The sequence below is a fragment of the Oscillatoria sp. CS-180 genome (genome assembly GCF_028330965.1).
GTDB lineage: Bacteria > Cyanobacteriota > Cyanobacteriia > Phormidesmidales > Phormidesmidaceae > Halomicronema.
The window spans coordinates 13,772-37,129 of record NZ_JAQMUB010000024.1 but is presented as its reverse complement, the minus strand read 5'-3'; the positions used below and the strand labels follow the sequence as shown (position 1 = coordinate 37,129).

The following is a 23,358-nucleotide window of genomic DNA, read 5'->3' as shown; positions in this document are numbered from 1 at the left end:
CTTGATTGTCTTTACATATCTATCAACAAAATAAGACGTACAAAGTTCCTATGAAGCGAACTTATAGCTTTAGTGATCTAATGCTTTGTCAACGTTTAAACTGGGTGTCTTTGTAGGTTGGCGTGGAGCACAGTGTAGGTTTCACAGTGTAGGCTTCACAGTGTAGGCTTCGCCGTCTTGCAGAGTAAACCGACACTGACAAAGGATAGGTTAGGTTTTCTAACGGCACCCAACCAACAATTCAAGCTTGATTAGTGCACTCAATAGCATCCGAGTGCTTAGCGCATCGCCAGATGGCTTGCTGTCTGGTTTCAGCGGAACTGACGACGGCTATGTCGTGAAGCCAAAAGGCCAAGATTTGCTTCTGCGTAGGATTAGCAAACCTTGGCCTTTTGTGGGAGAAACGAATAGATCTAGATTTTGCAGTTGAGCTTAGGGTAATTGCGTTGATGCCCCTTGCCCTAGAAATTTGGAGGTTCTGAAGCTGAAATTCCCTGACCAGAAGGCTTTAGGGGGACAGTTGCAGGACATTGTGCTAAATGCAAGATGTCAGGGGATGGGATGTGTTTGTTTAGCGACAGCAACTAGGGCTGTGGACATAGAGCTAATACATCTCCGTAATAAGCCAAAAAGCTATAATTCGCGAGATTGCAGAGATCTTGCTGAATGATGTCTTCCTGCTGTTCATAGGTCAGATTGATAGGCGTCCGTCCCAATAGAACTTCCAGCAATCCAGGCGCATCAAAACCGACAGCAACAAGTTGATAGTCTTCCAGTTCTAAGGACTCTGCGAGAGCTGCGATCGCTTCAGGACGCCCCATCGTGTCGTCAATCAGTTGATACTGCTTTGCTTGCTCAGTTCCAAAGATGTAGGCTCCCATGTCTTCACGGATTGTTTGCTCAGGGATACCTCGGGTTTCAGACACATGACTCACGAAGTTGTCATATTCGTTGTTGATATTCTCTCGTAGCACTTGAAGTTCTTCTTCAGTAGGTTGGCGAAAAGGATTGCCAAGATCTTTGCCCTTGCCAGCAGAGACAACAAACTGCTGAATACCGCCCTGAGTCGTAACGCCACCCCCCAAGATACCTCCGTCAATCGCGATGGGATTGTTGAAGTAAATGAGGCTTGGCCCAATGACACCAATACTGCCGACGATGCTGCCTGGGGCCGCCAGAATTTGATCGGCAGCCACCATTGCCCATACCCCACCAGACGCTGAAAGGCCCTCAACATAGGCATATATTGGGTTCTCGGTGGCTTCCTTATAATCCACTAAAGCTTCGTAGACGACGTTGGAACCCACGACAGTACCACCCGGGGTAGAGAGGCGCAGGAAAAGACCGTTGATGCGCTCGTCCTCAGCAACTTCCTCTAAAAGCTCTTGCAATTGATAGGCATAGGTCACGCTGGTATCAAGCCCAAAAAAACCAGCGTTAGAAGGGGTATTTAGAATGGGACCGTTGATGCGAATTTCTAACAGGTAGTTATCGCTGTTTTCATCGCCATCAATATATTCAAATTCGAGCGCGTCATCATCAACTCTGTTAGAGCTTTTAGGAATACCGGGTACGCAGGCGATCGCCCCGAAACCAATAGCGCTTAATCCAGATAGAACAGCTAACCACCGCACAAATCGCTTCATGAATCCTCATTGCTAACTTAAAACGTGACGAGTAGCTCCATGATCGCTATGGTAAGAGGTATTCATCAATTTGCGTTTCAAGTTCACAATTTCGATGGGCGATCGCAGCTTGCTTTTGATTACTTTCCTAACCTAATCGCCGAAGTGAGTAATGATTGCTTGAGCAAACTCAGAACATTTCAAGGGCGGTTCGACAGGAGGGTCCATCATTCGTGCCAAATCGTAAGTGACTTCACGATTGGAGATGGCCGCACCGATTCCTTTTTTAATTAAATCAGCAGCTTCCTGCCAGCCCATGTATTCCAGCATCATGACGCCAGACAGAATAACAGAACCAGGATTAATCCGATCTAATCCTGCGTGTTTAGGGGCTGTACCGTGAGTGGCCTCAAAAATAGCGCAGGTGTCGCCAATGTTAGCGCCTGGTCCCATGCCAAGGCCACCCACAACTGCCGCCGCTGCATCAGACAGGTAATCTCCATTCAAGTTCATGGTCGCCAAAATGGAATATTCATTGGGACGAGTCTGAATTTGCTGAAAGATGCTGTCAGCGATGCGATCGTTCACCATCACTTTGTCTTTCCACTGACCGTTGCCGTGGGTTTCCCAAATTCCATTGAGGATGGCTTCAACCTCATCACGGGCTTCCGCCTGCTTTTCAGGCGTTAGGGCATCGTACCCTGGTTCAACTTTACGGGCATTGTCTTCAATGGAAATATCAGGATTAGCCTCTTTGTTGCTAAGCACCCAAGATTCTCGCTCAGTGACGCATTCTGAACGGAATTCAGAGGAAGTCGCTAGCTCGTAGCCCCAGTCTCGAAAAGCGCCTTCGGTGTACTTCATGATGTTGCCCTTGTGCACCAACGTCACCTGCTGCTTCTCTTTGGGCAACCGTAAGGCATGTTTGATGGCACGACGGACAAGTCTTTGGGTCCCAAACTTGCTGATGGGCTTGATGCCAATGCCTGAATCGAGGCGAATTTGTTTAGCCCCATGCTCCGGCGTTGCGGGAATAAACTCTTCGTTTAGAAGCTTGATCAGGCGATCGCCTCGTTCATCCCCTTGCTTCCATTCAATTCCCAAATAGATGTCCTCAGTGTTTTCCCGATAGACAATGACATCTAGCTTTTCAGGGCTTTTGTGGGGCGAGGGTGTGCCCTGATAATACTTACAAGGACGAACACAAGCATAAAGATCGTTAATTTGTCTCAGGGCAACATTCAGAGAACGAATGCCGCCGCCGATGGGTGTCGTCAGAGGTCCTTTAATGGCAATCCCAAAATCGCGAATGGCCTGTAGGGTATCTTCCGGTAGATACTGATACTGCCCGTAGAGGTCGCAGGCTTCATCACCCGCATATATTTTGAGCCAAACAATCCGCCGCTGACTCCCATAAGCTGCCGCCACAGCAGCGTCAAAAACGTTTTGAGCCGCAGGCCAGATATCGACTCCAGTTCCGTCTCCTCGAATAAAGGGGATAATCGGCATATCAGGAACGATAGGCTCGCCCGCTTCAAAGGTAATCTTTTCTCCGGTCGTTGGAAGGGTGATGCGTTCGTACATAGCGCTGCGCTGGAGACTATCAGACATACTACGGTTCCTCGTTGGATTGAGCAACTAAGCAGCCTACTATTTTTTCGAATGGTGGAGAATAAACGCTTTTTGTCAATGAAGCTTACCAATGGCAAAAGCGGTTAACTGCTGTCATCCTGATAAGTCCAGCTTGGATAGCAGACAATTTGAGTTGTAGGATCAGACACAGGGATTGATAATCTTAGATTTTAGTTTCCTGTGTTACTGGGAGTCCCTTATTTCAGTCAATAGTCGGTCTGAGGATTTTCATTAATCAACATGAGCAGTTCTGTCGCGCATAATTCACAGTCATCCTTAGAACTGCTGGAGTCTCTCAAACGCCAGCTCTCGGAGGCTTTGCCCCAAAAACAGCTTTTATTGCTGCCGCAAATCATGGAAGCGGGTGTTCCGGGATATCAGGTATTGATGGACTTTTTGCTAGAGGCAAAGACACAGCTTGTGCCGTCCGTTAGCGCGGGGCGATCGCTACAGCTGCTGCATCAAGTAGACGACCCTAACATTCAGAATTTTCTAGAAACTCACTTTAAGTCAGGCTTAGTATCTCTACCCAACACCTGTGGGGTTGATTACACCGACCTTCAAACCGCTCTGATTCAACAGGACTTCGAGTTGGCGGATCGGCTAACGCTGCAAAAAATGTGTGAACTGGCAGGAACGAATGCCATTCAGCGCAAATGGCTCTACTTCACTGAGGTCAAGACGTTTCCAAACGTCGATTTGCAGACTTTGGATCAGCTGTGGTTAATCTACTCAGAAGGTAAGTTTGGCTTCTCTAAGCAGCGAGAAATCTGGTTAGGCGTTGGGCAAGACTGGGAAAAGCTATGGCCGAAAATTGCTTGGAAAGACGGCAATGTCTGGACTCGGTATCCCGGTGGATTCATCTGGGATCTGCAAGCACCTGCAGGGCATCTGCCGCTGACAAATCAGTTGCGCGGCGTTCGGGTGATGGATGCCTTGATGAATCATCCAGCCTGGCAGACATCTTAGAAGATCTCCAGAAAACCATTTACCGCTGGTAGGGTATTATCGTCGCACCGTAATGTACCGCAGCCGGGTGTCTTTATTTTCAGAAATCTTCTTAGAAGTCTCAAGGAGCCGAGGAGCAATAAAGGCAAATTCTGGCTGCTGGTTTCACATAATGCATAATTTTGGGTTTACGATGAGCCATTGAAGGTATAGCCGTCGCTAGCTCGTTAGGGCAAGACGGTGAACCATTTGGCTATGAACTTGGCACCTGGATACTATTCGGTGCACAAGCCTGATGGCTAGAGCTATTCTCTCAGCGCTGAAATTACCTGCTGGCTGACGCTGTAGCCTGATTGCCTCACGATGGCGATCGCACCACTATTCACCCAATATTCCGGGTCATGCTAAAACCGAAATTTTTGTTCCTAGCTCTGGCCTTTGCCCTGATGTTTGCGGCTATGCCCACTTTCCAGTCCAATGTGCTAGCTAATTCACCAATGCTGACACCCGGCGACAATCTCGTCACTCAGAATATTCCGCCTATCCCAATGTCGTTGGTGGAGCAGGTTGATCGCTATACCCAGTTCCGCACGGCTTCTCTCCAAAGCTGGCATCCTACTCGTCAGGAAATGCTGATCTCCACTCGCTTTGGCGATACATCTCAAGTTCATCGGGTTAGTCAGCCATTAGGCGTTCGCTATCAGCTGACGTTCTTTCCAGAACGGGTTTCAAACGTTAGCTATCAGCCTACTGAGGGAGACTATTTCATTTTTAGCAAAGATATTGGGGGAACGGAGGCCAACCAAACATATCGCTACGACTTTGCAACCGGAGACGTAACTTTGCTGACCGATGGTTCTTCACGCAATAGCGGTGGAGTTTGGTCTACGGCAGGTGATCGCTTGATTTACACCTCTAATCGCCGTAACGGCAAAGATTCTGATTTGTACATCATGAATCCTCGTGAGCCGGAGAGCGATCGCTTGCTGGCAGAGGTCGAGGGGGGCGGCTGGTTTCCCACGGATTGGTCACCTGACGATAGCCAGATTGCCGTCATTCAGTACATTTCCATTACTGAAACCTACGTGTGGTTGTTTGACGCTGAAACCGGCGATCGCACTCGCATCACTGAACTCAATGGCGATGAGGCCGTTTCCTATCTAGAGGCTCTTTTTAGTCCCGATGGACAGGGCTTATATGTAGTGAGTGATCTTGATTCGGAGTTTTTACAGCTTTGTTATCTGGAGTTGACCACGGGGGAACTCACTGTTTTGTCAGGTGACATTCCTTGGAATATCGAGGCCGTTGTCCTGTCTCCTGAGGGCACTCAAATTGCTTTCGTCGCGAATGAGAATGGTGCTAGTGTCCTTCACTTAGTGGACGCGGCAACGGGGCAAAGCCTGCCCCTGCCGGAACTGCCCCTCGGTATGATTCGCGGTCTAGAGTGGCATCCTCAGGGACATTCACTCGGCTTCACCTTGATGTCTGCCCGTTCTACCGCAGACGTTTTCTCCTTGAATGTCGATAGTGGCGAACTTCAACGCTGGACCCAAAGCGAAACGGCAGGCTTGAATACGGAAACATTTTCAGAACCCGAATTAGTCTCATGGCAAAGCTTTGACGGTCGCACCATCACAGGGTTTCTCTATCGCCCCCCAGCCAAATTTACCGGAAAACGTCCAGTTGCCATGTACATTCACGGCGGACCAGAGAGCCAGTTTCGTCCGGCTTATCTGGGTCGCCTCAACTATTATCTGAACGAGTTAGGAATCGCGCTCCTTTTTCCCAACGTTCGGGGATCCACAGGCTACGGCAAGACTTTTGTTAAGTTGGACAACGGTTATCAGCGAGAAGATGCCGTCAAAGATATTGGTGCTCTGTTTGATTGGATTGCGGCTCAGCCCGATTTGGATAGCGATCGCGTCCTAGTCACCGGGGCGAGCTATGGCGGCTACATGTCTCTGGCAGTGGCGACTCAGTATAGCGATCGCATTCGCGCCTCAATCAACGTTGTCGGTATTTCTAATTTCGTGACCTTTCTGGAGAATACAGAAGACTATCGGCGGGACTTGCGGCGAGTTGAGTATGGCGATGAGCGAGACCCAGAGATGCGTCAGTTCTTGATCGATATTTCGCCTCTGACCCATGCCGACAAAATACAGAAACCTATGCTAGTCGTTCACGGTGCCAACGATCCTCGTGTGCCTTTGAGCGAAGCAGAACAGCTCGTCGAGATTCTTGAAGATGAAGACGTTCCTGTTTGGTATCTCGTTGCCAGTGACGAGGGGCACGGCTTCTCGAAGAAGCAGAATATTGATTTCCAGTTCTACACTAATATCCTTTTCATGAAGGAGTTTTTGCTGCAATCGGCTTTCCCCTAATCGTGCAGCAACATCCCGACAGCTTTAGCTTGAAGCGTAGGCGTCATGAGTAAAGTTGCCTCTATCTCTTCTCAGATAAGAAGCAAGACTTTCGAGTATAGGCAATGGGGCATAGTCAATGCAGAATAGCGCTTACTCACCGCACATTATCATCAACTGATAGCTGTTTGTAAGTTCAAGAATTCAACATCAAAGCTTCATCAGAACTTCACGATATCTACAACTTCATACCACCTATAGCCATCTCAGATAATTCTGGGGATAAGAAGGCTTTTTGGAGTCAGGTTGTCTTGGAAAAACCTGACTCCAAATCCAAATAGATCGCTATAAATCGCTACATACGGTAGAGATTACCGTTTTTTGCTGACATCTATACATCAACACTCGCGCTTTCAACAGAAGATACTTTTTCTGTATTCATTCCTGAAATATCTTTGAATTACTTCAAAATATGACAGATCTGACTTTTAAACTTTTCCTTATTCCACTTTTAACCTTTTTGATATTGTCGACATGATATCTTCTGTATTGAAAACTTCAGCTAATTCATGAAATAGATTCAGCAGACCTATGCTTTTGGTCTTCTGTGATTAGGTCTATTCTGGCTCCCACAAAGTGATTCTCTAAAGGCTATATTCCAAGAGAATTAACAGTTCAATTATTGGGTTGGGATTGATTCTTTACGGGTAAGAATCATTGTCCAAAGAATACTTCTTATATAAAGGCTGTTAATTCTGTCTCTAAGAATTAGCTGATCGCTATCTTGCTCTGACTTTTTCCACCTTAATAAAAGAGTTAAAGTCCTTGCTATCTAATAGCCGGGGTGGTTGGACAATTATTCCCCTCTCTAAGCATTTTGACGTGATTTTTGGTCTTTAAAAATTTCACACAAGCTCTGTAAGTAAGCTCAATTCCGATAAAGGACACTACCAAATTATGTCATTTCGAGTTAATCCGTATTTGCAGCAACCGTCTAGCGATGGCATCTACATCACTTGGTTTGGCGAAACGAATGCTGCTGGTGAGGTATCTATTACAGGACCAGGATTAGATGCTCCCGTTACTTTCACAACAACCCCAACCTTCGAGCCGCTTCTCAGCTATACCAATGCGGAACTGAATCAAGACATTGATGGACTAGAGCAGGGTTCTTGGTTGCTAGGTAATGAAAACTATAAGCACACGGTTGATGTGGATGGTTTATCACCTGATAGCACCTATACCTACACCGTTACTGTAGAAGATGACGTTTTTGAAGCGAGTTTCACAACCGCCCCCAGTGCTGAAGACTGGGATGAGATTCGCTTTGTTGCATTTTCAGATAGTGAAACTGAGCCCCGTGGTCGAGTCAATCGTCGCGATTGGCAACAAGGCGCTCTAGCCCCTGATTCATTGCCCCGCCCTTCTACGGAAGAGAGTCTTTGGGCTGAGACTATTGGTGTTAGAGGCGATCGCCTTAACTATCCCTTGACTGAAAATGTGGGTTATCGCGAAAATCTTGAAATTATCAACAGCCGCGAACCTGATTTCTTGGTGATGCCTGGAGATTTGATGCAAGGGGGAGGATATCAACCTGGTTGGGATGAGTTCTTCCGTCACAACGCGGGCGAATTTGATAGTGGCCTATCGGAATACGCCATCCTACCTGCTCTAGGCAACTGGGAAAACTTTGGTGCCCTTAATGGTGGCTACGGGACGGATGACGATGGGCGTTTTGGACCTTTGTTTGGTCGTGAGAAGTTCCATGTCTACTTCGATGCTCCTGAGAATGGTATACCGGAACATCAAGATAATTATTACCGGATTGATTATGGCCCCATCACCGTCCTGACCCTAGATAGTTCTAATGGCGAACCTGATGATAGCCGCGATAATTATGGTAGCGAAGGACAGCCTCCAAAAATCAGCGGCCAAGAATTTACAGGTCCAGGAACGGATACACAAGAAAACATCAGTCGTGAACAGTACGAAGCAGCAGGCGGTACGGATTTAGCCGACTTTAACCCTGGTAGTCCTCAATGGAATTGGGTAATTGAACAGCTTGAAGATGCCCGAGAAGATGGACAAATCATCTTTGCTCAGTGGCACCATGCGGCCTACTCTAGTGGCACTCATGGTCTTCCCATGAACCATGAGGATTCTTCGGGACAGGGAGGAACGCCGATGCGTCAATACCATCCTCTGTTTGAGGAGTATGGGGTTGCAGCAGTCTTCTCTGGTCACAGTGAGATGTTCGAGCGCAGCTTTGTCGATGAGAATAATGATGGGATTGGCGTTCACTATTACGATGTGGGCGTTGCCGGCGATGGCATGCGCGGACAACGTACCGATGAAGAGGGGGAACTGCTAAACTACAACGAATTTAGCGAGTGGACTGCGGATCAAAGTGAACCTGAGTTGTGGGCAGAAGTAGAGGGTGTGCTCCAAATCGTAGAAGGGGGTAAGCACTACGGTCACTTAGAAGTCAATTTGGAGCGTCTTGATGGGCCCGATGAAGGGGCACAAATCACGCTGACGCCAGTCTACAGCTTCCCCATTCTCGACTCAAACTACGAGTTAGTCGATACGGAACGTCGGGTTTATGGCGATGAAATTGTTTTGACGACTAACGCCGAAGGTGAGGTCGTCGCGGATACTGAGCCTGCATTTGCCGAAATTATTGACTTGACGGGCTTTGACGGTGACGTTGTAGCCGAACTCACTTTGTCTCGTGAGGCTGCGTTTGACAACATCCTCAAATTCTATGAAACGGATGCTGAAGGAGCGATCGCAGGTCTAAAACCCGGAGATGAAGGCTACGAAGACGCTGTTCGTTCTGCTTTGGTCGACGGACCAGAGCTCTTTGTAAATAATCTGACAACAATTGACGAGTCTATCGTGTTAGCAGGGGGAACTTACTATGCGCCTGCCTTGCTCATCGACGGCAATATCGACAGCCTAGCCACGATTGATGACGGTGTGGTTGGGATGAGCCGTGTCGAACGTGAAGGAAATGAGTGGCAGTTTGAGGACTTAACCGATTTTGACTTTAACGACTTTGTGCTCAACGTTAATAGTTTGACCGGAACTGCTCAATCCGCTTCATAAGCAAATAATGGTTTGCTGATAGCCGTCGCCAATTCCATTAGCGAGCCATCAAGCTATGCACTCAGCATCGTGCTGCTACTAGGTGCAAAAGCTTAGACGGCTGCAGCCATCCTTTGGAAAATCATCGACCTCAGATGCATTTTCTGAAACTGCCTTCTGTGTTCCAGAAGGCAGTTTTTAAAGCATAACTAATCATTTGCCCTGCATTCTGCTGGTTATTGGCTAGAGCCAATAGTCTTTTGAAAGGCAATTGCTGTGGACATCTACAGTCTTCCCCATGCGCCTAAAAATGTTGGTTCGACCCCTAGCAAACTGTTAACTATTACGGGTTCTGACTGGTTTCAAAATTTTCTGCTGGAGGCTTCAACTGACACTGAAAGTGAAGCTTCAGAGTTAGGGGTTCCCTCTTTGGAGAAGCTGGCGCCTGTCGCAGCCAAGTATGGCATTGAGTTTGTCGATCCTAATGATTTCTAGAGGTAAGGCTGAAGACACCTCTATTTTGTGGGTGCCAACCACTCACCAAATTCTTCAACAAAGCGATCGCCCAAAATGGCAGCTCGAATACGCTGAGTGAAGCTCACCAGTTCGGTGATGTTGTGAATTGAGAGGAGGGTGTGGGCGAGGGCTTCACGGGCGTGAATGAGGTGACACAAATAGGCTCGGCTGAAGTTGCGACAGGTGTAGCACGAACAGGTCTCATCCAACGGGGACAAGTCTTTGCGGAAACGAGCATTTTTCAAATTCCAACGATCGCCCCGAACTATAGCTGTACCGTGACGAGCTAAACGAGTAGGAATCACGCAGTCAAACAAATCCATGCCAGCAGCGATCGCCTGCACCATTTCGCGGTGAGTACCTACACCCATCAGGTAGCGGGGTTTGTGAAGGGGCAACATGGGCGTAGTAGACCGGACAATCTTTTCAATCAGTTCCGAGGGTTCTCCGACACTGACGCCGCCGATGGCATATCCCGGCAGGTCTAGCTGGGTCAACATTTCGGCAGCTTGCGATCGCAAATCTGTGAAAACCCCTCCCTGAACAATGCCAAAGAGGGCCTGATCAGAGCGATCGTGGGCAAGGACACAACGCTTCAGCCAGCGGTAGGTGCGATCAGTGGCGAGTTCAACGGCTTCGCGACTGGCTGGATAAGGCGGGCATTCGTCAAATGCCATGATCACATCTGCGCCTAGTTCATTCTGAATCCGAATTGATTCCTCCGGCGTCATGTTAATCAGGCGGCCATCACGGGGTGACTTGAACATAACCCCTGCTTCCGAAATAGTCCGAATTTTACTCAAGCTAAACACCTGAAAACCACCTGAATCCGTCAGCATGGGACCATCCCAACCCATGAACCGATGGACTCCTCCTGCAGCCGCAATCAGTTCTTCTCCCGGCTGTAGATGCAGGTGATAGGTATTCGCTAGCACCATCTGCGCTCCGGTTTCTTGAAGCTGAGCCGGGGTTACCGTTTTGACGTTGGCTAAGGTGCCGACCGGCATGAACCGTGGCGTATCCACCTTGCCATGAGGGGTCTGAAAGCAACCGGCTCGTGCTGAGGTATGACTACAGCAAGCCTCGACCTTATACTCAAAATTGTTCAATGCCATTTCTCCGAGACGAGCTACCTAAGCAAAAGGCCCGTCATCGTCTAAACAAGCGTCCCAGCTGGCAGAGAGCGCTTCGGCAACAATCGCCTCAAGGGCAACCGCGTTCATGTTGCGAGTCGATTGCTCTTGAATAGGGGTCGTGAGAGGCAAAAGCTGTAAGCAGCGATTTTCCTGTACTAACTTAAAGCAGGCCTGCCCATCCGGCAACTTTTTGAGTTCTAAATAGTCAAAGCTACAGACGTTGAGATATAAGCTTTGATTGGCGACCAGTGTTGATACGCCCTGCTCGGCAAAAACATCCATAATGTAGCCTGTACCTTCGCTCAACACATCGCCTTCTTGGATGTCAGCGTAGGTGACTTTGCCCAGATCGTTGAGCAGCCTCAGCATGTCTGCCTTGTTAATTACAATGCCATTATCGACAAGGCAAGGCGCAGGCAGATTAGACGAGTTAGCAGGATCGTGGGCCATAGGACTGTCACAAATGCAAACTTCGCTCTGGCAGAACCGAAAATGAAGACGGCCTGTTAAGAGGCTATCTCCACGATAGTCGATCATTAGGGATCGGATCTCAGGGATAGGACGGTTTTCTAAAATCAGCCCTATTCACAAGCACAGCGAAAATCTACGATGTCGCTGAAACGACTTTCTATCAACGTTTTTTGTATAAGTAGTGGGAAATAACAGACTGTGGCAGCTGTACTTTCTTGCTTCAAAACACCGCAATTCAAAGGTTTTCAGCGACGCTAAAACTCGATGTTTGTCTATTGATGACTTGTAGCGAGACCATTATCTATCCTACCTAGGGGGATCAGCTAATGTCTCAACGCCATGGATAGCGTTACGGTCTTTGCATGCAGTGTTCTATACCAAGGTCTCCTTAGTTTTGTAATGTCATGAGCTTCTCACAAAATGAATCCGAAGCACCTCAACGGTTTCCTCTTCACCAATGGGCGATCACATTAATGGGAGCAATTGTCTTTTATACCCGTATTCCGCTTCCCCATTCATGGCCTATGAGCTTTGAGGGTATTGCCCGCTACGCTCCTTTAATTGGGTTAGGCATTGGCGCTGCCCTATTGGGCATTGACAGTCTACTAATCGGGATAGCAGTTCCCTCGTCAACTCGCAGCGGACTAATTGTGGCGCTATGGCTGTTGATTACCGGAGGGCTTCATTTAGACGGTGCAATGGACACAGCAGATGGTCTTGCTGTTCCCGATGAGAAGCGCAGGCTTGAGGTTATGGCAGATAGTCAGTCAGGGGCGTTTGGCGTTATGGTTGCCGTCGTCATTCTGGGATTGAAAGGACTTTTCCTGAACGATTTAGAGTCGCTGCGATGGTTCAGCGTATTATCGGCTACAGGATGGAGTCGATGGGGCCAAGTTGTTGCGATCGCCCGCTATTCCTATCTCAAAACGGAAGGCAAAGGCGCTTTCCACAAAGCTTATGCCCGTCCTGCAACTGACTGGCTGCTTGGCTTTATGACACTTCTCATTCTCAGCGGTATTATCCTGTACTTTAATCCTGCCTGCTGGCAATTCATTATAGGGATCACCCTTAGCGGCGCCGCGATCGCCCTTCTAACCGGAGCGTGGCTCAATCATCAGCTTGGGGGACACACTGGAGATACCTATGGTGCGATCGTGGAGTGGACAGAAGCTTTGGTCTTGTGTGTCGCAGTAGTGCTGTCGTCTAGCTTTCTAAAGTAAGGGATTGCTGAGTTCTAGCTGAAGCCATTGCCAGTTCCGTTAAAACGGAGACGAGTCATTTGGTTATAAACTAGGCACCCAAATGCTATCGGGTGCACAAGCCTTAGAGCTACACCTGTAACTCTATAGCTGTAGTTGGTCTGAGTCAGGAAATTTGCTTTCTACTCTTATAGGCAAGGATATGAAACCCTGTTGTATTCCATCAGTGAACTGGAGAATATTTTGGGGCAACTGCACTATATCTTTCAACACTGTGAGCAAAATTTAGCTGGAAATGGACAATCAATCAACGAGTCCAGCAGCAAAGGTTGAATCCTTCCCATTTTTTTGCTCCTAAAGGGAGGCGACCCATCCATCCTCCATGTTTACTCACCCACTCGGTCATTTATTCGTTCGTGCGCTCGTCCCGTCGCTATAGTGGAAAAGTACTTAACCCTCGCTTCATTCTGTTCATGCAGATTCCGCTTTTTGGCAAGGTTCGCCGTCCATTTATCTGGCTACTGGGTTTCATGGCTGTCGGCATCGTTGGCCTGGGTGCGATCTCGTTTGTGGTTAGTCGTACTCGGGGAACTCCTTATGATGTCGAAGCGCTGACGGTGCCTGTGGAGGCAACTGCCCTGACAGTGCGGATTACAGCAAGTGGAACCGTAGAGCCAATTCAGACAGTGAATTTGAGTCCTGAGACATCAGGCATTTTAGAGGAATTGTACGTAGAGCAGGGCGATCGCGTGACGGAGGGACAGCTCATTGCGCAAATGGAGAGCGATGACATCGAGACCCAGATTCGGTTACGGGAGGCAGCGGTCGCTGAGACTGAGGCCCAGCTAGCTGATGTTATTAGAGGCGCTGACAGGGAGGAAATTGCTCAGGCAGAAGCCGCCGTGCAAGCCGCCAACGCACAGGTCGAGGATTTAGAAGCCCGACTCGACCTTGCCATAGCAGAACTCGACCGTAATCGGCAGCTAGAAGCTGCTGGAGCAATTTCAGACAACGAGTTAGATAACTTTGTCCAAGCCGTTCGAAGTGCAGAGGCCAGTCTGGAAAGTGCTCGGTTTCAAGCAGAGGAAACTGAACAGCGACTAGCCGATTTGCAAGACGGTGCTCGTCCTGAAGAAATTGCTCAAGCGGAAGCACGATTAGCTCAGGCTCAAGCTCAGTTAGAGTCCACTCGGGTGCAGTTGGGTGACACTCGTATCCGCGCTCCTTTTTCCGGTATCGTGACTCAAAAGTTTGCCAATGAGGGAGCTGTGGTAACGCCAACGACATCAGCTTCTGACGCGACTTCCGCAACCTCAACGGCCATTGTAGCGATCGCCAGCGAACTGGAGATTGTCGCTGATGTGCCGGAAGCCGATATTGCTCGAATCCGTCCAGGCCAAGCGGTTGAGATTGTCGCCGATGCTTTCCCCGATGAAGTCTTTGAAGGCACTGTGCGACTGATAGCTCCTGAAGCAATCGAGCGTCAAAATGTGACGTTATTCCAAGTCAGAGTTGAGTTACTCTCGGGTCAAGATGTTCTTCGCTCCAACATGAATGTCACCGTGGCCTTTATTGGCGACCAACTCAGTGATGCATTGGTTGTTCCCACTGTGGCGATTGTGACGCAAGAAGGGCAGTCCGGTGTTTTGGTGCCGGGTGAACGCGATCGCATTCGCTTTAAACCGGTGACATTGGGGTCTCAAGCTGGCAATCAGATCCAGATCTTAGAGGGCGTTGAAGAAGGTGATCTGGTCTTTGTAGATCTGCCGCCGGGACAAACATTGGACAATTTGACCTTTGGTCGAGACTCGGCAACCGATACAGAATAGCTGTAGACCAACCAAATTATCCCAGTAGTCGCCCTTCAGCACGTCCGGCGCGGAAGAAATGCTCCATGCCGCTAGAGAAATCTCCGTTTGACACAGCCGCTGCAACATCTGGATAGGCCTCAAGGTAAGCCCTTTCATTGAACGCCGCACTGGAGTTTCGCACTTCTCGCTGCCCTACACTGACGTAGTGATCAAAACCGGAATCAAAGTCACCCTTGACGACAGCCTCAGCAACATCAGGGTTCTGCGATAGATAGAATGCCTCTTCAAACAGCAAGATCGGGAGCCTACCCTCCTCAGCACCAAATTCGATGAGATGATCGAAAGCGCTATCAAAGGTGCCGTTAGCGATCGCGGCCTGAATGCCGTCGTTGTTGAGCAGATAGTCTTGAGGATCGAACAATTCACTGGCCGTTCGATTTTCGATGTGACCAATTGTTAGGTAGTGGACTAACCCACTACTAAATAGGCCGTCGTCAATAGCAGTTTCAACATCGGAGTTATGGTCTAGATAAAACGCCTCATCATAGTAGTCGCTAGGATTACGTCCTTCTGTTAAGCCTGCTTGAACGAAGTGATCAAAACCGCTGTTGAAGAAACCTTGGACAACAGCATCGGCAACGTCAGAATATTGGCTGAGGTAGTTGGTTTCGTCAAACAGAGCTGCTAGTTTGAGTCCACCGACTTCTAGATCAAGCGGCAGCGTGGGGCGTCCCTCTACAGCACCAAACTGACTGAAATGTTGGAATCCATTCGCAATCAATCCTTGATTCACAGCAGCCTGGACATCAGGATTGGCCAACAAATATAGAGTCTCGCTGAAAGGCAAACTGCCGCCTTTGTTGATCACCTGATATCGAACGAACTGCTCAAAGGTAAAGATGAGAGATGCAGGCCGTTCACGGCTAGCATCGTTATCAGAGATATCAACGGTGATGGGAGCGATCGCAATGCCGTTATAGTTTGGATCGTTGCTACTCGCGCTGTGGCTGATCGTGCCTGTGTGGTCACCCTCTACGTCAGAATCGTCAATGGCGGCGACTGTAATAGTTTGCTGCTGCCCCCACTCGTTGGGAACGAACGTGATAGTTTCAGGGGTGACTAACTCGTCCCCACCGTCAAACGTGAGGACAACATCAGCGGTAGGTTGGGACGTCAGCGCTACCCGGTAAGTGTCGGTATCGCCGGCTTCGCTGACAGTCGCAGTCGTTTTGGTAAAAGTAAAGCCTGGAACCTCTTCTTCACTGACAGTAATGGTGAAGGTCTGAGACTCGGACAAGTTAGCTCCACTGCCGCTGTCCTGCACGGCAACTTCAAAAGTAGACGTGCCAGAAATATCCTCTGCCAGCGTATAGGTCAGATTGCCGTCAGTATCAACACTTGGAGCAACCACAAACAGGTTACTGTCTGAAATATTGCTGATCACATAGGTTGCTGTCTGAGTCGCTTCATCTACGCCACCGCCCGCAGCAAAGCTTGCCCAGTTCTCCACCGTCACCAGACCGCTGTTTTCTTCAACGGTGGGAGGATTGCTAGCAGTGAAGGACGGCGAGTCGTTGATAGGATTAACAGTGAGGGTGCCTGCGATCGCATCAGCACTCAGCGCGGTCGCGCCTCCGTTGACAGACGCATCGACCGTTTGCCCGTTAGCAACTCTATCCGAAGTATCCCAGGCCCGAAACGTTAGCGTTGAATCACCGCTATAGTCAGCATTGGGGACAAAGCGGATCCGAGTATCGGTCGTCACAGCGACTTGGCTTAGCAGAAAGCTGCTTTGAGCCGACGTTGTGTTGTCTCCTAAAAAGACAAGATTAGGCAACTCATAGGGATCCGGTACCCCTTGCGGTGGAGAAAACGCGGTGTAATCTCGAAGGACACCGGAAAGAATAGGAAGCCCATTTGCAAAGAGCTGATAGCTATCATTTTTTACGGACAAAGTATAGCGAGTCGCTGGATTCGTGTCGAAAGCAACCGCCTCTGCGGCTGTAAAAAGTGGATTGTCGCTTTGAGCAAAGATATTCCCTGTCGTTTCAGAGGTCTTTTGAAAACCGAGTTCGATCGCCTTGGTTGTATCTTCACTGACGGCAAGAATGCTAAAGCCAGCCCGATTGGGGTTGGTGCCAGATTCCTCCAAGAGCTGCATGTCGAAGGCAATCTGATAGCCCAGGGTGTTGTCTAGCGTAGGAAAGTCAGCGTTGACAAAGGTGGGATTAGAAGGATTCGCGGCGTAGTTGCCATAGCCGGCATAGATGTTTTGATCGTTGGTCGTGTCCAGAGTCGTGCCGCTAGCATTGACGGTCTCAGTTGCTGCTGTGCCGAAGGGATTCGCAAGATTGACTGCTGTGTAAGACAGCCAGTTTTGAGTATCGGGCGCACTATTGGACAGAGCGGTGTAGAGGCCCGTTGGTCCCAAAAGAACGGCATTGCTGTCTGAAACTGGACCCAAATCCTGCCAGATATCCCCTTCCGTAGAGTACTGCCACGTTCCGTTGGCAGTGTCAGCGCCAGTGACCGCAATGCCTGTCGGTTGAGCATTGGAAATGTCGGGATCAGAAACTGAAACTCCGACAAGGTCAAGCACCGGAGTACCTGTGTTGAGGGCATCAACAGTATCTTCGTCAATAGGATCGAAGACAGCACTACCAGAGATTGCTGGAGCATCATTAACGGGAGTGACATCAATGGTCAGCGTTGCAACGGCGCTAACGTCAGTCCCATCACTGACTTGGAATTGCAGGCTGGTGTAGTCTGCGCCACTAGCGTCGGCTGCGGGTACAAACTTAAGTTGGGCAATCTCAGCGATCGCAATCTCCTGATTCTGAACAACCGCCTCGCTGCCACTGGGTGTACCGCTGCCATCAGCATCAATAAAAAGCTGTCCTACAGAGGGGAGTGCAGTAATGCGGACGACTTGTAGAGTGTCGCCGCTATCCGTATCTGCAAAGGGAAAATTGCTACTACTGAAGGTGTAGACGGTATCTTCGGTGAGAACGATTTGGCTATCGGCAGTGACTGGAACCTCATTAGCCGTATTGGTAACGCTGTTGGCTGTGCCAGGGGTTGGCGCTTGAGTCTGAAAAGGTCCCGTACCGTCTGGAACCCGACTATTTGACTCATCGCTTTGATTGCCATTGGCGTTTTCATCAAACTGTGTAGACTGCCCCAGACCTGCCAACAATCCAGCATCATCTACATCTCCGGTACCGTAAATGATCGCGTCAAGCAGTCCGGTTGTGGTGACCGGGGTGTCGTTGGGAAAGTCGATAGCGTCTGCCCGATAGAGGGCGATCGCATCAGCCCCATTTTGCAGACTACCCGTTCCACCCGGATCAAAGGTCAGATCTACGTTGGCGACACCCGGATTCCCTAAAACGAAAAAGCCATCGGCGTCTGTGCTGAAGCCATCCAAGTCAAACGCTTCGTAGGAGGCATCATCCGTACCGTTAAAGAAAACAATCGCGAGGCCATCTAGAGGAGTATTACCGACACCACCATCATAAAGTTCCGTAAACTCTGCCGCGTCACTACCGGGAGTATCCGCGTCTGCCTCGTTAATAAAGATGCTGGCAGTTGCCTCATTCAGGGCGCTGACCGTCTGGATGGTTTCTAAACGCAGCGTAGACGCTAGCGGAATGGTGTAATCAGCGAGCGAGCGTTCGTCTTCCAGGATTTCATCAGCAAAAAGTAGCGTCTGTTCCTCAAGGGGAATCCCCTCTTGGTCGCGAATTTTGACCTTAATGCTGTTGATCGTGTCATTAGAATTAGCTGCTAACGCTATCGTTTTGCCAGTAGAAATTTTCACGAAAATCTGCATGGCTCGCGATCGCTCCTTATAGAAGTAGATGTCTGATTGAGAGTAATTTCAGAGATCGACTTTGCCCTTTGTCTATTTTTTAGGACTTGGTTGGGGTGCCCATCCATAAGAACAGAGAATATAGCCGTCGCTAGTTCCGTTGGAGCAAGATGGTAGGCCATCAGCTATTCGCTGAGCACCTGTGCGCTACCTACTGCATTACGCTAGATGGCTAAAGCTATTACGTCGATTCTGAAAATTACAACGCTTCAAGAGTTCCCTACACGCTGCAAAAAACACAGAAGCACCACACCAATAACTCGTGTTAAAGGAATGCTTAGATAGCGCAAAGGGGCACTCGTTAACGTTAAAGGACACTTGTACAGGTGTTTTGATTTTTGATACTGCTGACGACATTATTTCGCAAATTTTCGAATGGATTAAAAGCCCCCTAAATCCGTCAGGATTAGGGGGCGAATGCGAAATATTGTGCCAGTACGAGCTGTCAGCTATCAGGATTGTAAATCGGACCCGAAATTCCTGGCGGTCTCTTCAACGAACGTCAAGCTTAAAGATTATCAAGTTGTGTTTTCAATTCTTCTAATTCAGCATCAACGGCAGCATCTTTGGGTGTCGCCACTGGTTCATCAGCCGAGGGGAGCTGGCCTTGCCCAGTGGAACCGCCAGCGAGCTGAGCTTTCATGGCAGCCAGTTCATCATCAACATCACCACCGGCTTCTAACGCTGCAAACTGACTTTCTAAGTCAGCACCCGCAAGTTCCTGAGCCGCTTGAGACTTGGCTTCCATCATCAAGACTTTTTCTTCCATACGCTCAAAAGCTCCCATTGCACTGCTCGTACTCATGGAAGACATCGTGCTCTGGAGCTGCTCATTGGCTTTAGCGGCACTAACCCGCGCCTTGAGCATATCTTTCTTAGTCTTGGCCTCAGAGATTTTACTCTCAAGACCGATTAGGTTCTTCTTCAGCTGATCAACTTGTCCATTCTGAGCATCCAGCTGACCCTTAAGTGCAGTAGCGGTCTCAGTTTGAGCTTTTTTGCGAGTCAGTGCTTCCCGAGCCAGATTCTCGTCGCCTTTTTGCAAAGCTAGCTGTGCTCGCTGATGCCAAGTATTCGATTCAGACTGAGCACGCTCGTACTGTTGCTGGACTCGTTTTTGAGACGCGATCGCCTTAGCCACGGCCTGTCGCATCTGTACCAAATCTTCCTGCATGTCGATAATGGCTTGGTCCAAGATCTTTTCAGGATCTTCAGCATTGCTGACAGCGGCGTTTAGATTAGAGCGAACGACTCGGCTGACTCGATCAAACAACCCCATGACTCTATAATTCCTTCCAATGTGGTTTTTCGCAGGGAGGCAGACCTCCCGATAAGTCCCTCAGCCCTTAGGATAGCGTTCACCGAGGGATTAGATGCCTTCTTAAGCAATTTTGAGCAACTAGCAAGGTGCTCATCAGACAATCGCAATTGTCTGCTCTAGTCTTAGCACATAGCCTCTCTTTCTGAAGTATGGCCTCTGCCCGTAATATAGCTTTATTCCCAAAGATCTTTCGAGCTTCATCAAAACGCCAGTGCTGATAGGTGTCAAGACCGATCTCACCGTTGCTGTTTCTAACTCTCAGTCATGTCACTGAGATTAGTGGCTTCCCATTTCAGCACAGAGGCATTGACCCCTTCCTCTTGCTTCCGCTTAGAGTCAGCCTCAAACCATTGAATAATCTGCTGTGGTGATAGCTCTTCTACCGAAAGGTTTAAATCCTTGGCAATCACCTTCAGAAGTTTGCTGGTTGAGATGGTTAGTCGAGTTAAGAATTTTTCAGGAGAAGTCAACAGTGCCTTGTCAACGTCTGCCGATTCTTCGGGCGTTAGGAATTGTACGGATTGGTCAAGCATTTTGGATGATGAAGACAGAATAAGCAAGAAGATGACTGCTGCCTAGTGGTTAGCCATACGGCATTCCATAAGGAAAAACGCTGCAATTCAAGACAGCAATAAAAGCCAGCTAGGACTTATGCAGCTGAATCTAGCCTTGTCCCTTACTCCTCAAACATAGAAGCCGGATTCGACGTTCCTAGAGTTGAGAAATTCAAGGGACTACACATAAGCCCTAATCACCTTTCTTTATTAGGGTACTTAAGAAACGGGTCGACCTTCAGCGCTGTTCTGAGTACGAGACCCCCACCAGGCTCCAATCAAGTAGCCCGCAGTACAAAGAATCAAGCCGTAAACATTCACCCCCAGATCGATCGCGTACCTGCCACCGCCTAAACTCATCCAGGCTGGGAAAATTGTCGTGCTGAGAGCATTTTCTAAAACACGAAGAACACCCGCAATCAGACCCGGCCAAAAAGCAAGATGAAAACTTAGTGCCCCAGCTCCAGGGAGGAAAGCCAGAAGAAAAATAGGGGCCAGTCCCATTACCATCGTCCCGCTGATGGTGGTTGCCATGATGATGGCAGGCCCAACTTGGTCACCCATATAGATACTTAGTAGAGGGACATTGCCAAGCAGGGCGATCGCGATGATCCACCAGCGTCCGATGAAGGCTTGAGTCTCCGTAGGCTGCCCTTTGCGGTTGTCCCAATCTCTCGCCCCTAATTTGGCGACGCTGGAAAATGTCGAGTCCAAGGTTGAGCCGGCGCTGGTCAGCATGATTGCGTTGAAGACCAACAGCATGGGCAAGCCAAACAAGGCAGGCACCGTATAACTAGGTGCTCCCTCAACGCCAAATGCCCTGGCATATAGTCCCACAGAGCTAAACAATAAGATAAATCCTCCGCTGATTACCCCGGCCCAGATAAACGCTCTCACCATTGTGCGAGGGCCCGTGATGAAGGCACGGTCGGTCATAACCGGATCGTGAAAGGGATAGCTGAAGATTTGCACAAACGCTAGGCCGCAGAATGTCAGCCCCGCCAAGCGCGTATCAGCATCAACAACGGGCAGTCCTTGATTGACAAGTCCAGGCCCGAGGGTAATCAAAATGACCACTAGCAAAACGGCTGCCAACAACATTTGTGCGCCATCCGTCAGCAGGCTGCTACGGAGTCCACCTAACAGGCTGTAGTAAACCGTAAAAAGGGTAACAATTAGCGCAGCGAGCCAATACCCCAAACTACCCTCTGCCCCGAAATATAGAGAAAAGACTTTGGTATTTGACCAAACTTCGTTAATTAATCGAATGGCGATCGCAATCAGAAAAAGCCGGGAGCATAGCTTTCCATACTTACCCACCAAAAATTCTGGGATAGACCGATAGCCGCCACGAGTGCGGATGAAATAGAGGGCGATCGCGGCAGTCACAAAACTTAGGTAGTAAATGGAGTACCCAATGCCACCCAAAATGCCAAAGGCATTGCCTAAACTTGCAGCGTTATCAATCGATTTGGCAAAAATCCAAGAAATAGCGGCACTCGCTATGAGTAACCACTGTCCTGGAACTTCACCGTTTTTAGACTGGCCTTCAAAAAATTCCGGCGCAGTGACCCGTTGGGGTGTGGTTTGATGCACTAGGTAAAAGATCAGGCTGCCATATCCGGCTAGCAAGGCCCAAGTTAGGGTAGTTACAAACATGGTTAATCAGTAGATACAGACATGAAGTGAATGAAAGGGGACTTAACCCTGAAGTGCAAAGTTAGAATCGAGCAGTGATGAGCCAAAAACCAAATCTTTGAGTCGTCTAAACAAAGCCCATTAAGCATACTGCCAAGTCGTTCACAAAGGTGCGGATTTTTGTTGAGTAACACGATTCCAATTCACGCTTGCAGTAACTGAAATGGGTGGTACTTATTGTGACAAAATCAAGCACAACAGGCATCATCAAAACATTCAAGGAAAACGGCATTGAGCAAATCCAGGCAGAGTACAGAGAATTTCAGATAGAAATACCTTCTCAGAAACACCTGAATATTGTCTGAGAAGACCTTGACAAAAGCCTGTTGAACCAAGATTTTTTTAATTAGTAACATAGAGATATTCTTCAACTTCGAGCAGATTTTATGACTCCTCAATCCACTGAGATTTGGCTCGGCTATGCGGTGAAGAAATTGCAACAGGCTTTAGACCCAGAGCAAATCCTTCTGTTTGGTTCCTGGGCGCGGGGAACAGCAACTCGTCATTCTGATATTGATTTATTTGTAGTTTGGGCCTGTAATCTGTCGCCGCTAGACCGCATCAGTCAAGTACTGGCTCTGCTTGCTGATGCCCCTTATCCAGTCGAGGTGATAGTGTACACTCCAGACGAGTTGACTCAAAGACGCGATCGCCCCTTCATCCAACAGATTTTGTCAGAAGGAAAAGTTCTCTATGAGCGTGGAAAAGCTTCGGCGGGAAGCTCAACGATGGCATCAACAGGGGATTGACGACCTAGAGGCTGCTACTGCGTTATTGACAGCCAGCAAATATCCTCAAGCCTGTTTCTATGCTCAACAGGCCGCTGAAAAAGCACTCAAGGCAGTCTGGTTTCGGCTAGATCTCGACCCCTGGGGTCATTCCTGCGGTCGGCTAATTCGTGACCTACCTGATCCTGTAAAGAAAGATTTTTTAGTCCTGATGGACACTGCTCTGGCACTGGATAAGCTTTATATTCCGACACGCTATCCCGACGCACTGGCTGAGCTGACGCCATCGGAAGCCTTTACCCGCTCTGAAGCGGAGTCCGCTATTCAATCGGGAGAGCGCTTGATACAGCAAGTGACTAATTGGTTAAGCTCAACTGACTAGACAGGCATTTCAGTCTGCC

At 48.9% G+C, this 23,358-nt stretch carries 16 protein-coding genes; 8 read left to right on the top strand and 8 right to left on the bottom strand.

Annotated elements, in window-relative coordinates; all coding sequences use genetic code 11:
• Positions 1–584: 584 nt before the first annotated feature.
• Both PN498_RS04170 and PN498_RS04165 read right to left on the bottom strand, forming a co-directional pair.
• Positions 585–1,646 carry a S49 family peptidase gene (locus PN498_RS04170; RefSeq protein WP_272061423.1) on the bottom strand — a complete coding sequence of 354 codons (1,062 nt, stop codon included), beginning with the start codon at positions 1,644–1,646 and terminating at the stop codon, positions 585–587.
• Between the two features lie 132 nt (positions 1,647–1,778).
• Complete coding sequence (locus PN498_RS04165; RefSeq protein WP_272061444.1) at positions 1,779–3,209, bottom strand: NADP-dependent isocitrate dehydrogenase; 1,431 nt, start codon at positions 3,207–3,209, stop codon at positions 1,779–1,781.
• Between the two features lie 288 nt (positions 3,210–3,497).
• Between PN498_RS04165 and PN498_RS04160 the strand changes: the two genes are divergently transcribed.
• The 4 genes from PN498_RS04160 (at position 3,498) to PN498_RS04145 (ending at position 10,147) form a co-directional block, all read left to right on the top strand.
• Complete coding sequence (locus tag PN498_RS04160; protein ID WP_272061422.1) at positions 3,498–4,226, top strand: GUN4 domain-containing protein; 729 nt, start codon at positions 3,498–3,500, stop codon at positions 4,224–4,226.
• Between the two features lie 380 nt (positions 4,227–4,606).
• On the top strand, positions 4,607–6,586 hold the full coding sequence (locus PN498_RS04155) for a S9 family peptidase (protein ID WP_272061421.1): 1,980 nt from the start codon (positions 4,607–4,609) through the stop codon (positions 6,584–6,586).
• Between the two features lie 936 nt (positions 6,587–7,522).
• A complete protein-coding gene (locus PN498_RS04150; protein WP_272061420.1) occupies positions 7,523–9,673 on the top strand; it encodes a metallophosphoesterase family protein in 2,151 nt (716 codons plus the stop codon).
• A gap of 255 nt (positions 9,674–9,928) precedes the next feature.
• Positions 9,929–10,147 carry a hypothetical protein gene (locus tag PN498_RS04145; RefSeq protein ID WP_272061419.1) on the top strand — a complete coding sequence of 73 codons (219 nt, stop codon included), beginning with the start codon at positions 9,929–9,931 and terminating at the stop codon, positions 10,145–10,147.
• Between the two features lie 20 nt (positions 10,148–10,167).
• On the opposite strand, the gene tgt is transcribed toward PN498_RS04145, so the two are convergent.
• Complete coding sequence (gene tgt, locus PN498_RS04140) at positions 10,168–11,283, bottom strand: tRNA guanosine(34) transglycosylase Tgt (protein WP_272061418.1); 1,116 nt, start codon at positions 11,281–11,283, stop codon at positions 10,168–10,170.
• 18 nt (positions 11,284–11,301) lie between these two features.
• Positions 11,302–11,754 carry a hypothetical protein gene (locus tag PN498_RS04135; RefSeq protein WP_272061417.1) on the bottom strand — a complete coding sequence of 151 codons (453 nt, stop codon included), beginning with the start codon at positions 11,752–11,754 and terminating at the stop codon, positions 11,302–11,304.
• 425 nt (positions 11,755–12,179) lie between these two features.
• Here PN498_RS04135 and cobS point away from each other — a divergent pair, with 425 nt between their 5' ends.
• Positions 12,180–12,995 carry an adenosylcobinamide-GDP ribazoletransferase gene (gene cobS / locus PN498_RS04130; protein WP_272061416.1) on the top strand — a complete coding sequence of 272 codons (816 nt, stop codon included), beginning with the start codon at positions 12,180–12,182 and terminating at the stop codon, positions 12,993–12,995.
• Between the two features lie 452 nt (positions 12,996–13,447).
• Positions 13,448–14,803, top strand: a complete 1,356-nt coding sequence (locus PN498_RS04125) for an efflux RND transporter periplasmic adaptor subunit (protein ID WP_272061415.1) — start codon at positions 13,448–13,450, stop codon at positions 14,801–14,803.
• Between the two features lie 16 nt (positions 14,804–14,819).
• On the opposite strand, the gene PN498_RS04120 is transcribed toward PN498_RS04125, so the two are convergent.
• The 4 genes from PN498_RS04120 to PN498_RS04105 all read right to left on the bottom strand — a co-directional run bounded on the left by PN498_RS04120 (position 14,820) and on the right by PN498_RS04105 (position 22,190).
• Positions 14,820–18,605, bottom strand: a complete 3,786-nt coding sequence (locus PN498_RS04120; RefSeq protein ID WP_272061414.1) for a choice-of-anchor Y domain-containing protein — start codon at positions 18,603–18,605, stop codon at positions 14,820–14,822.
• 559 nt (positions 18,606–19,164) lie between these two features.
• Positions 19,165–19,935 carry a PspA/IM30 family protein gene (locus PN498_RS04115; RefSeq protein WP_272061413.1) on the bottom strand — a complete coding sequence of 257 codons (771 nt, stop codon included), beginning with the start codon at positions 19,933–19,935 and terminating at the stop codon, positions 19,165–19,167.
• Between the two features lie 293 nt (positions 19,936–20,228).
• On the bottom strand, positions 20,229–20,510 hold the full coding sequence (locus PN498_RS04110) for a hypothetical protein (protein WP_272061412.1): 282 nt from the start codon (positions 20,508–20,510) through the stop codon (positions 20,229–20,231).
• Positions 20,511–20,750: 240 nt separating this feature from the next.
• Complete coding sequence (locus tag PN498_RS04105) at positions 20,751–22,190, bottom strand: hypothetical protein (RefSeq protein WP_272061411.1); 1,440 nt, start codon at positions 22,188–22,190, stop codon at positions 20,751–20,753.
• 425 nt (positions 22,191–22,615) lie between these two features.
• Here PN498_RS04105 and PN498_RS04100 point away from each other — a divergent pair, with 425 nt between their 5' ends.
• A complete protein-coding gene (locus PN498_RS04100; RefSeq protein WP_272061410.1) occupies positions 22,616–22,978 on the top strand; it encodes a nucleotidyltransferase domain-containing protein in 363 nt (120 codons plus the stop codon).
• A complete protein-coding gene (locus tag PN498_RS04095; RefSeq protein ID WP_272061409.1) occupies positions 22,923–23,339 on the top strand; it encodes a HEPN domain-containing protein in 417 nt (138 codons plus the stop codon). Before PN498_RS04100 ends, PN498_RS04095 begins: the two co-directional genes overlap by 56 nt.
• The last annotated feature ends 19 nt before the right edge of the window (positions 23,340–23,358 follow it).

Excerpts from the sequence above, each read along its gene's own strand:
- PN498_RS04135 (WP_272061417.1), bottom strand. The coding sequence starts at position 11,754 with ATGGCCCACGATCCTGCTAACTCGTCTAATCTGCCTGCGCCTTGCCTT.
- PN498_RS04170 (WP_272061423.1), bottom strand. The coding sequence starts at position 1,646 with ATGAAGCGATTTGTGCGGTGGTTAGCTGTTCTATCTGGATTAAGCGCT.
- tgt (WP_272061418.1), bottom strand. The coding sequence starts at position 11,283 with ATGGCATTGAACAATTTTGAGTATAAGGTCGAGGCTTGCTGTAGTCAT.
- PN498_RS04095 (WP_272061409.1), top strand. The coding sequence starts at position 22,923 with ATGAGCGTGGAAAAGCTTCGGCGGGAAGCTCAACGATGGCATCAACAG.
- PN498_RS04125 (WP_272061415.1), top strand. The coding sequence starts at position 13,448 with ATGCAGATTCCGCTTTTTGGCAAGGTTCGCCGTCCATTTATCTGGCTA.
- PN498_RS04100 (WP_272061410.1), top strand. The coding sequence starts at position 22,616 with ATGACTCCTCAATCCACTGAGATTTGGCTCGGCTATGCGGTGAAGAAA.
- PN498_RS04115 (WP_272061413.1), bottom strand. The coding sequence starts at position 19,935 with ATGGGGTTGTTTGATCGAGTCAGCCGAGTCGTTCGCTCTAATCTAAAC.
- PN498_RS04155 (WP_272061421.1), top strand. The coding sequence starts at position 4,607 with ATGCTAAAACCGAAATTTTTGTTCCTAGCTCTGGCCTTTGCCCTGATG.
- PN498_RS04150 (WP_272061420.1), top strand. The coding sequence starts at position 7,523 with ATGTCATTTCGAGTTAATCCGTATTTGCAGCAACCGTCTAGCGATGGC.
- cobS (WP_272061416.1), top strand. The coding sequence starts at position 12,180 with ATGAGCTTCTCACAAAATGAATCCGAAGCACCTCAACGGTTTCCTCTT.
- PN498_RS04105 (WP_272061411.1), bottom strand. The coding sequence starts at position 22,190 with ATGTTTGTAACTACCCTAACTTGGGCCTTGCTAGCCGGATATGGCAGC.
- PN498_RS04110 (WP_272061412.1), bottom strand. The coding sequence starts at position 20,510 with ATGCTTGACCAATCCGTACAATTCCTAACGCCCGAAGAATCGGCAGAC.
- PN498_RS04160 (WP_272061422.1), top strand. The coding sequence starts at position 3,498 with ATGAGCAGTTCTGTCGCGCATAATTCACAGTCATCCTTAGAACTGCTG.
- PN498_RS04165 (WP_272061444.1), bottom strand. The coding sequence starts at position 3,209 with ATGTACGAACGCATCACCCTTCCAACGACCGGAGAAAAGATTACCTTT.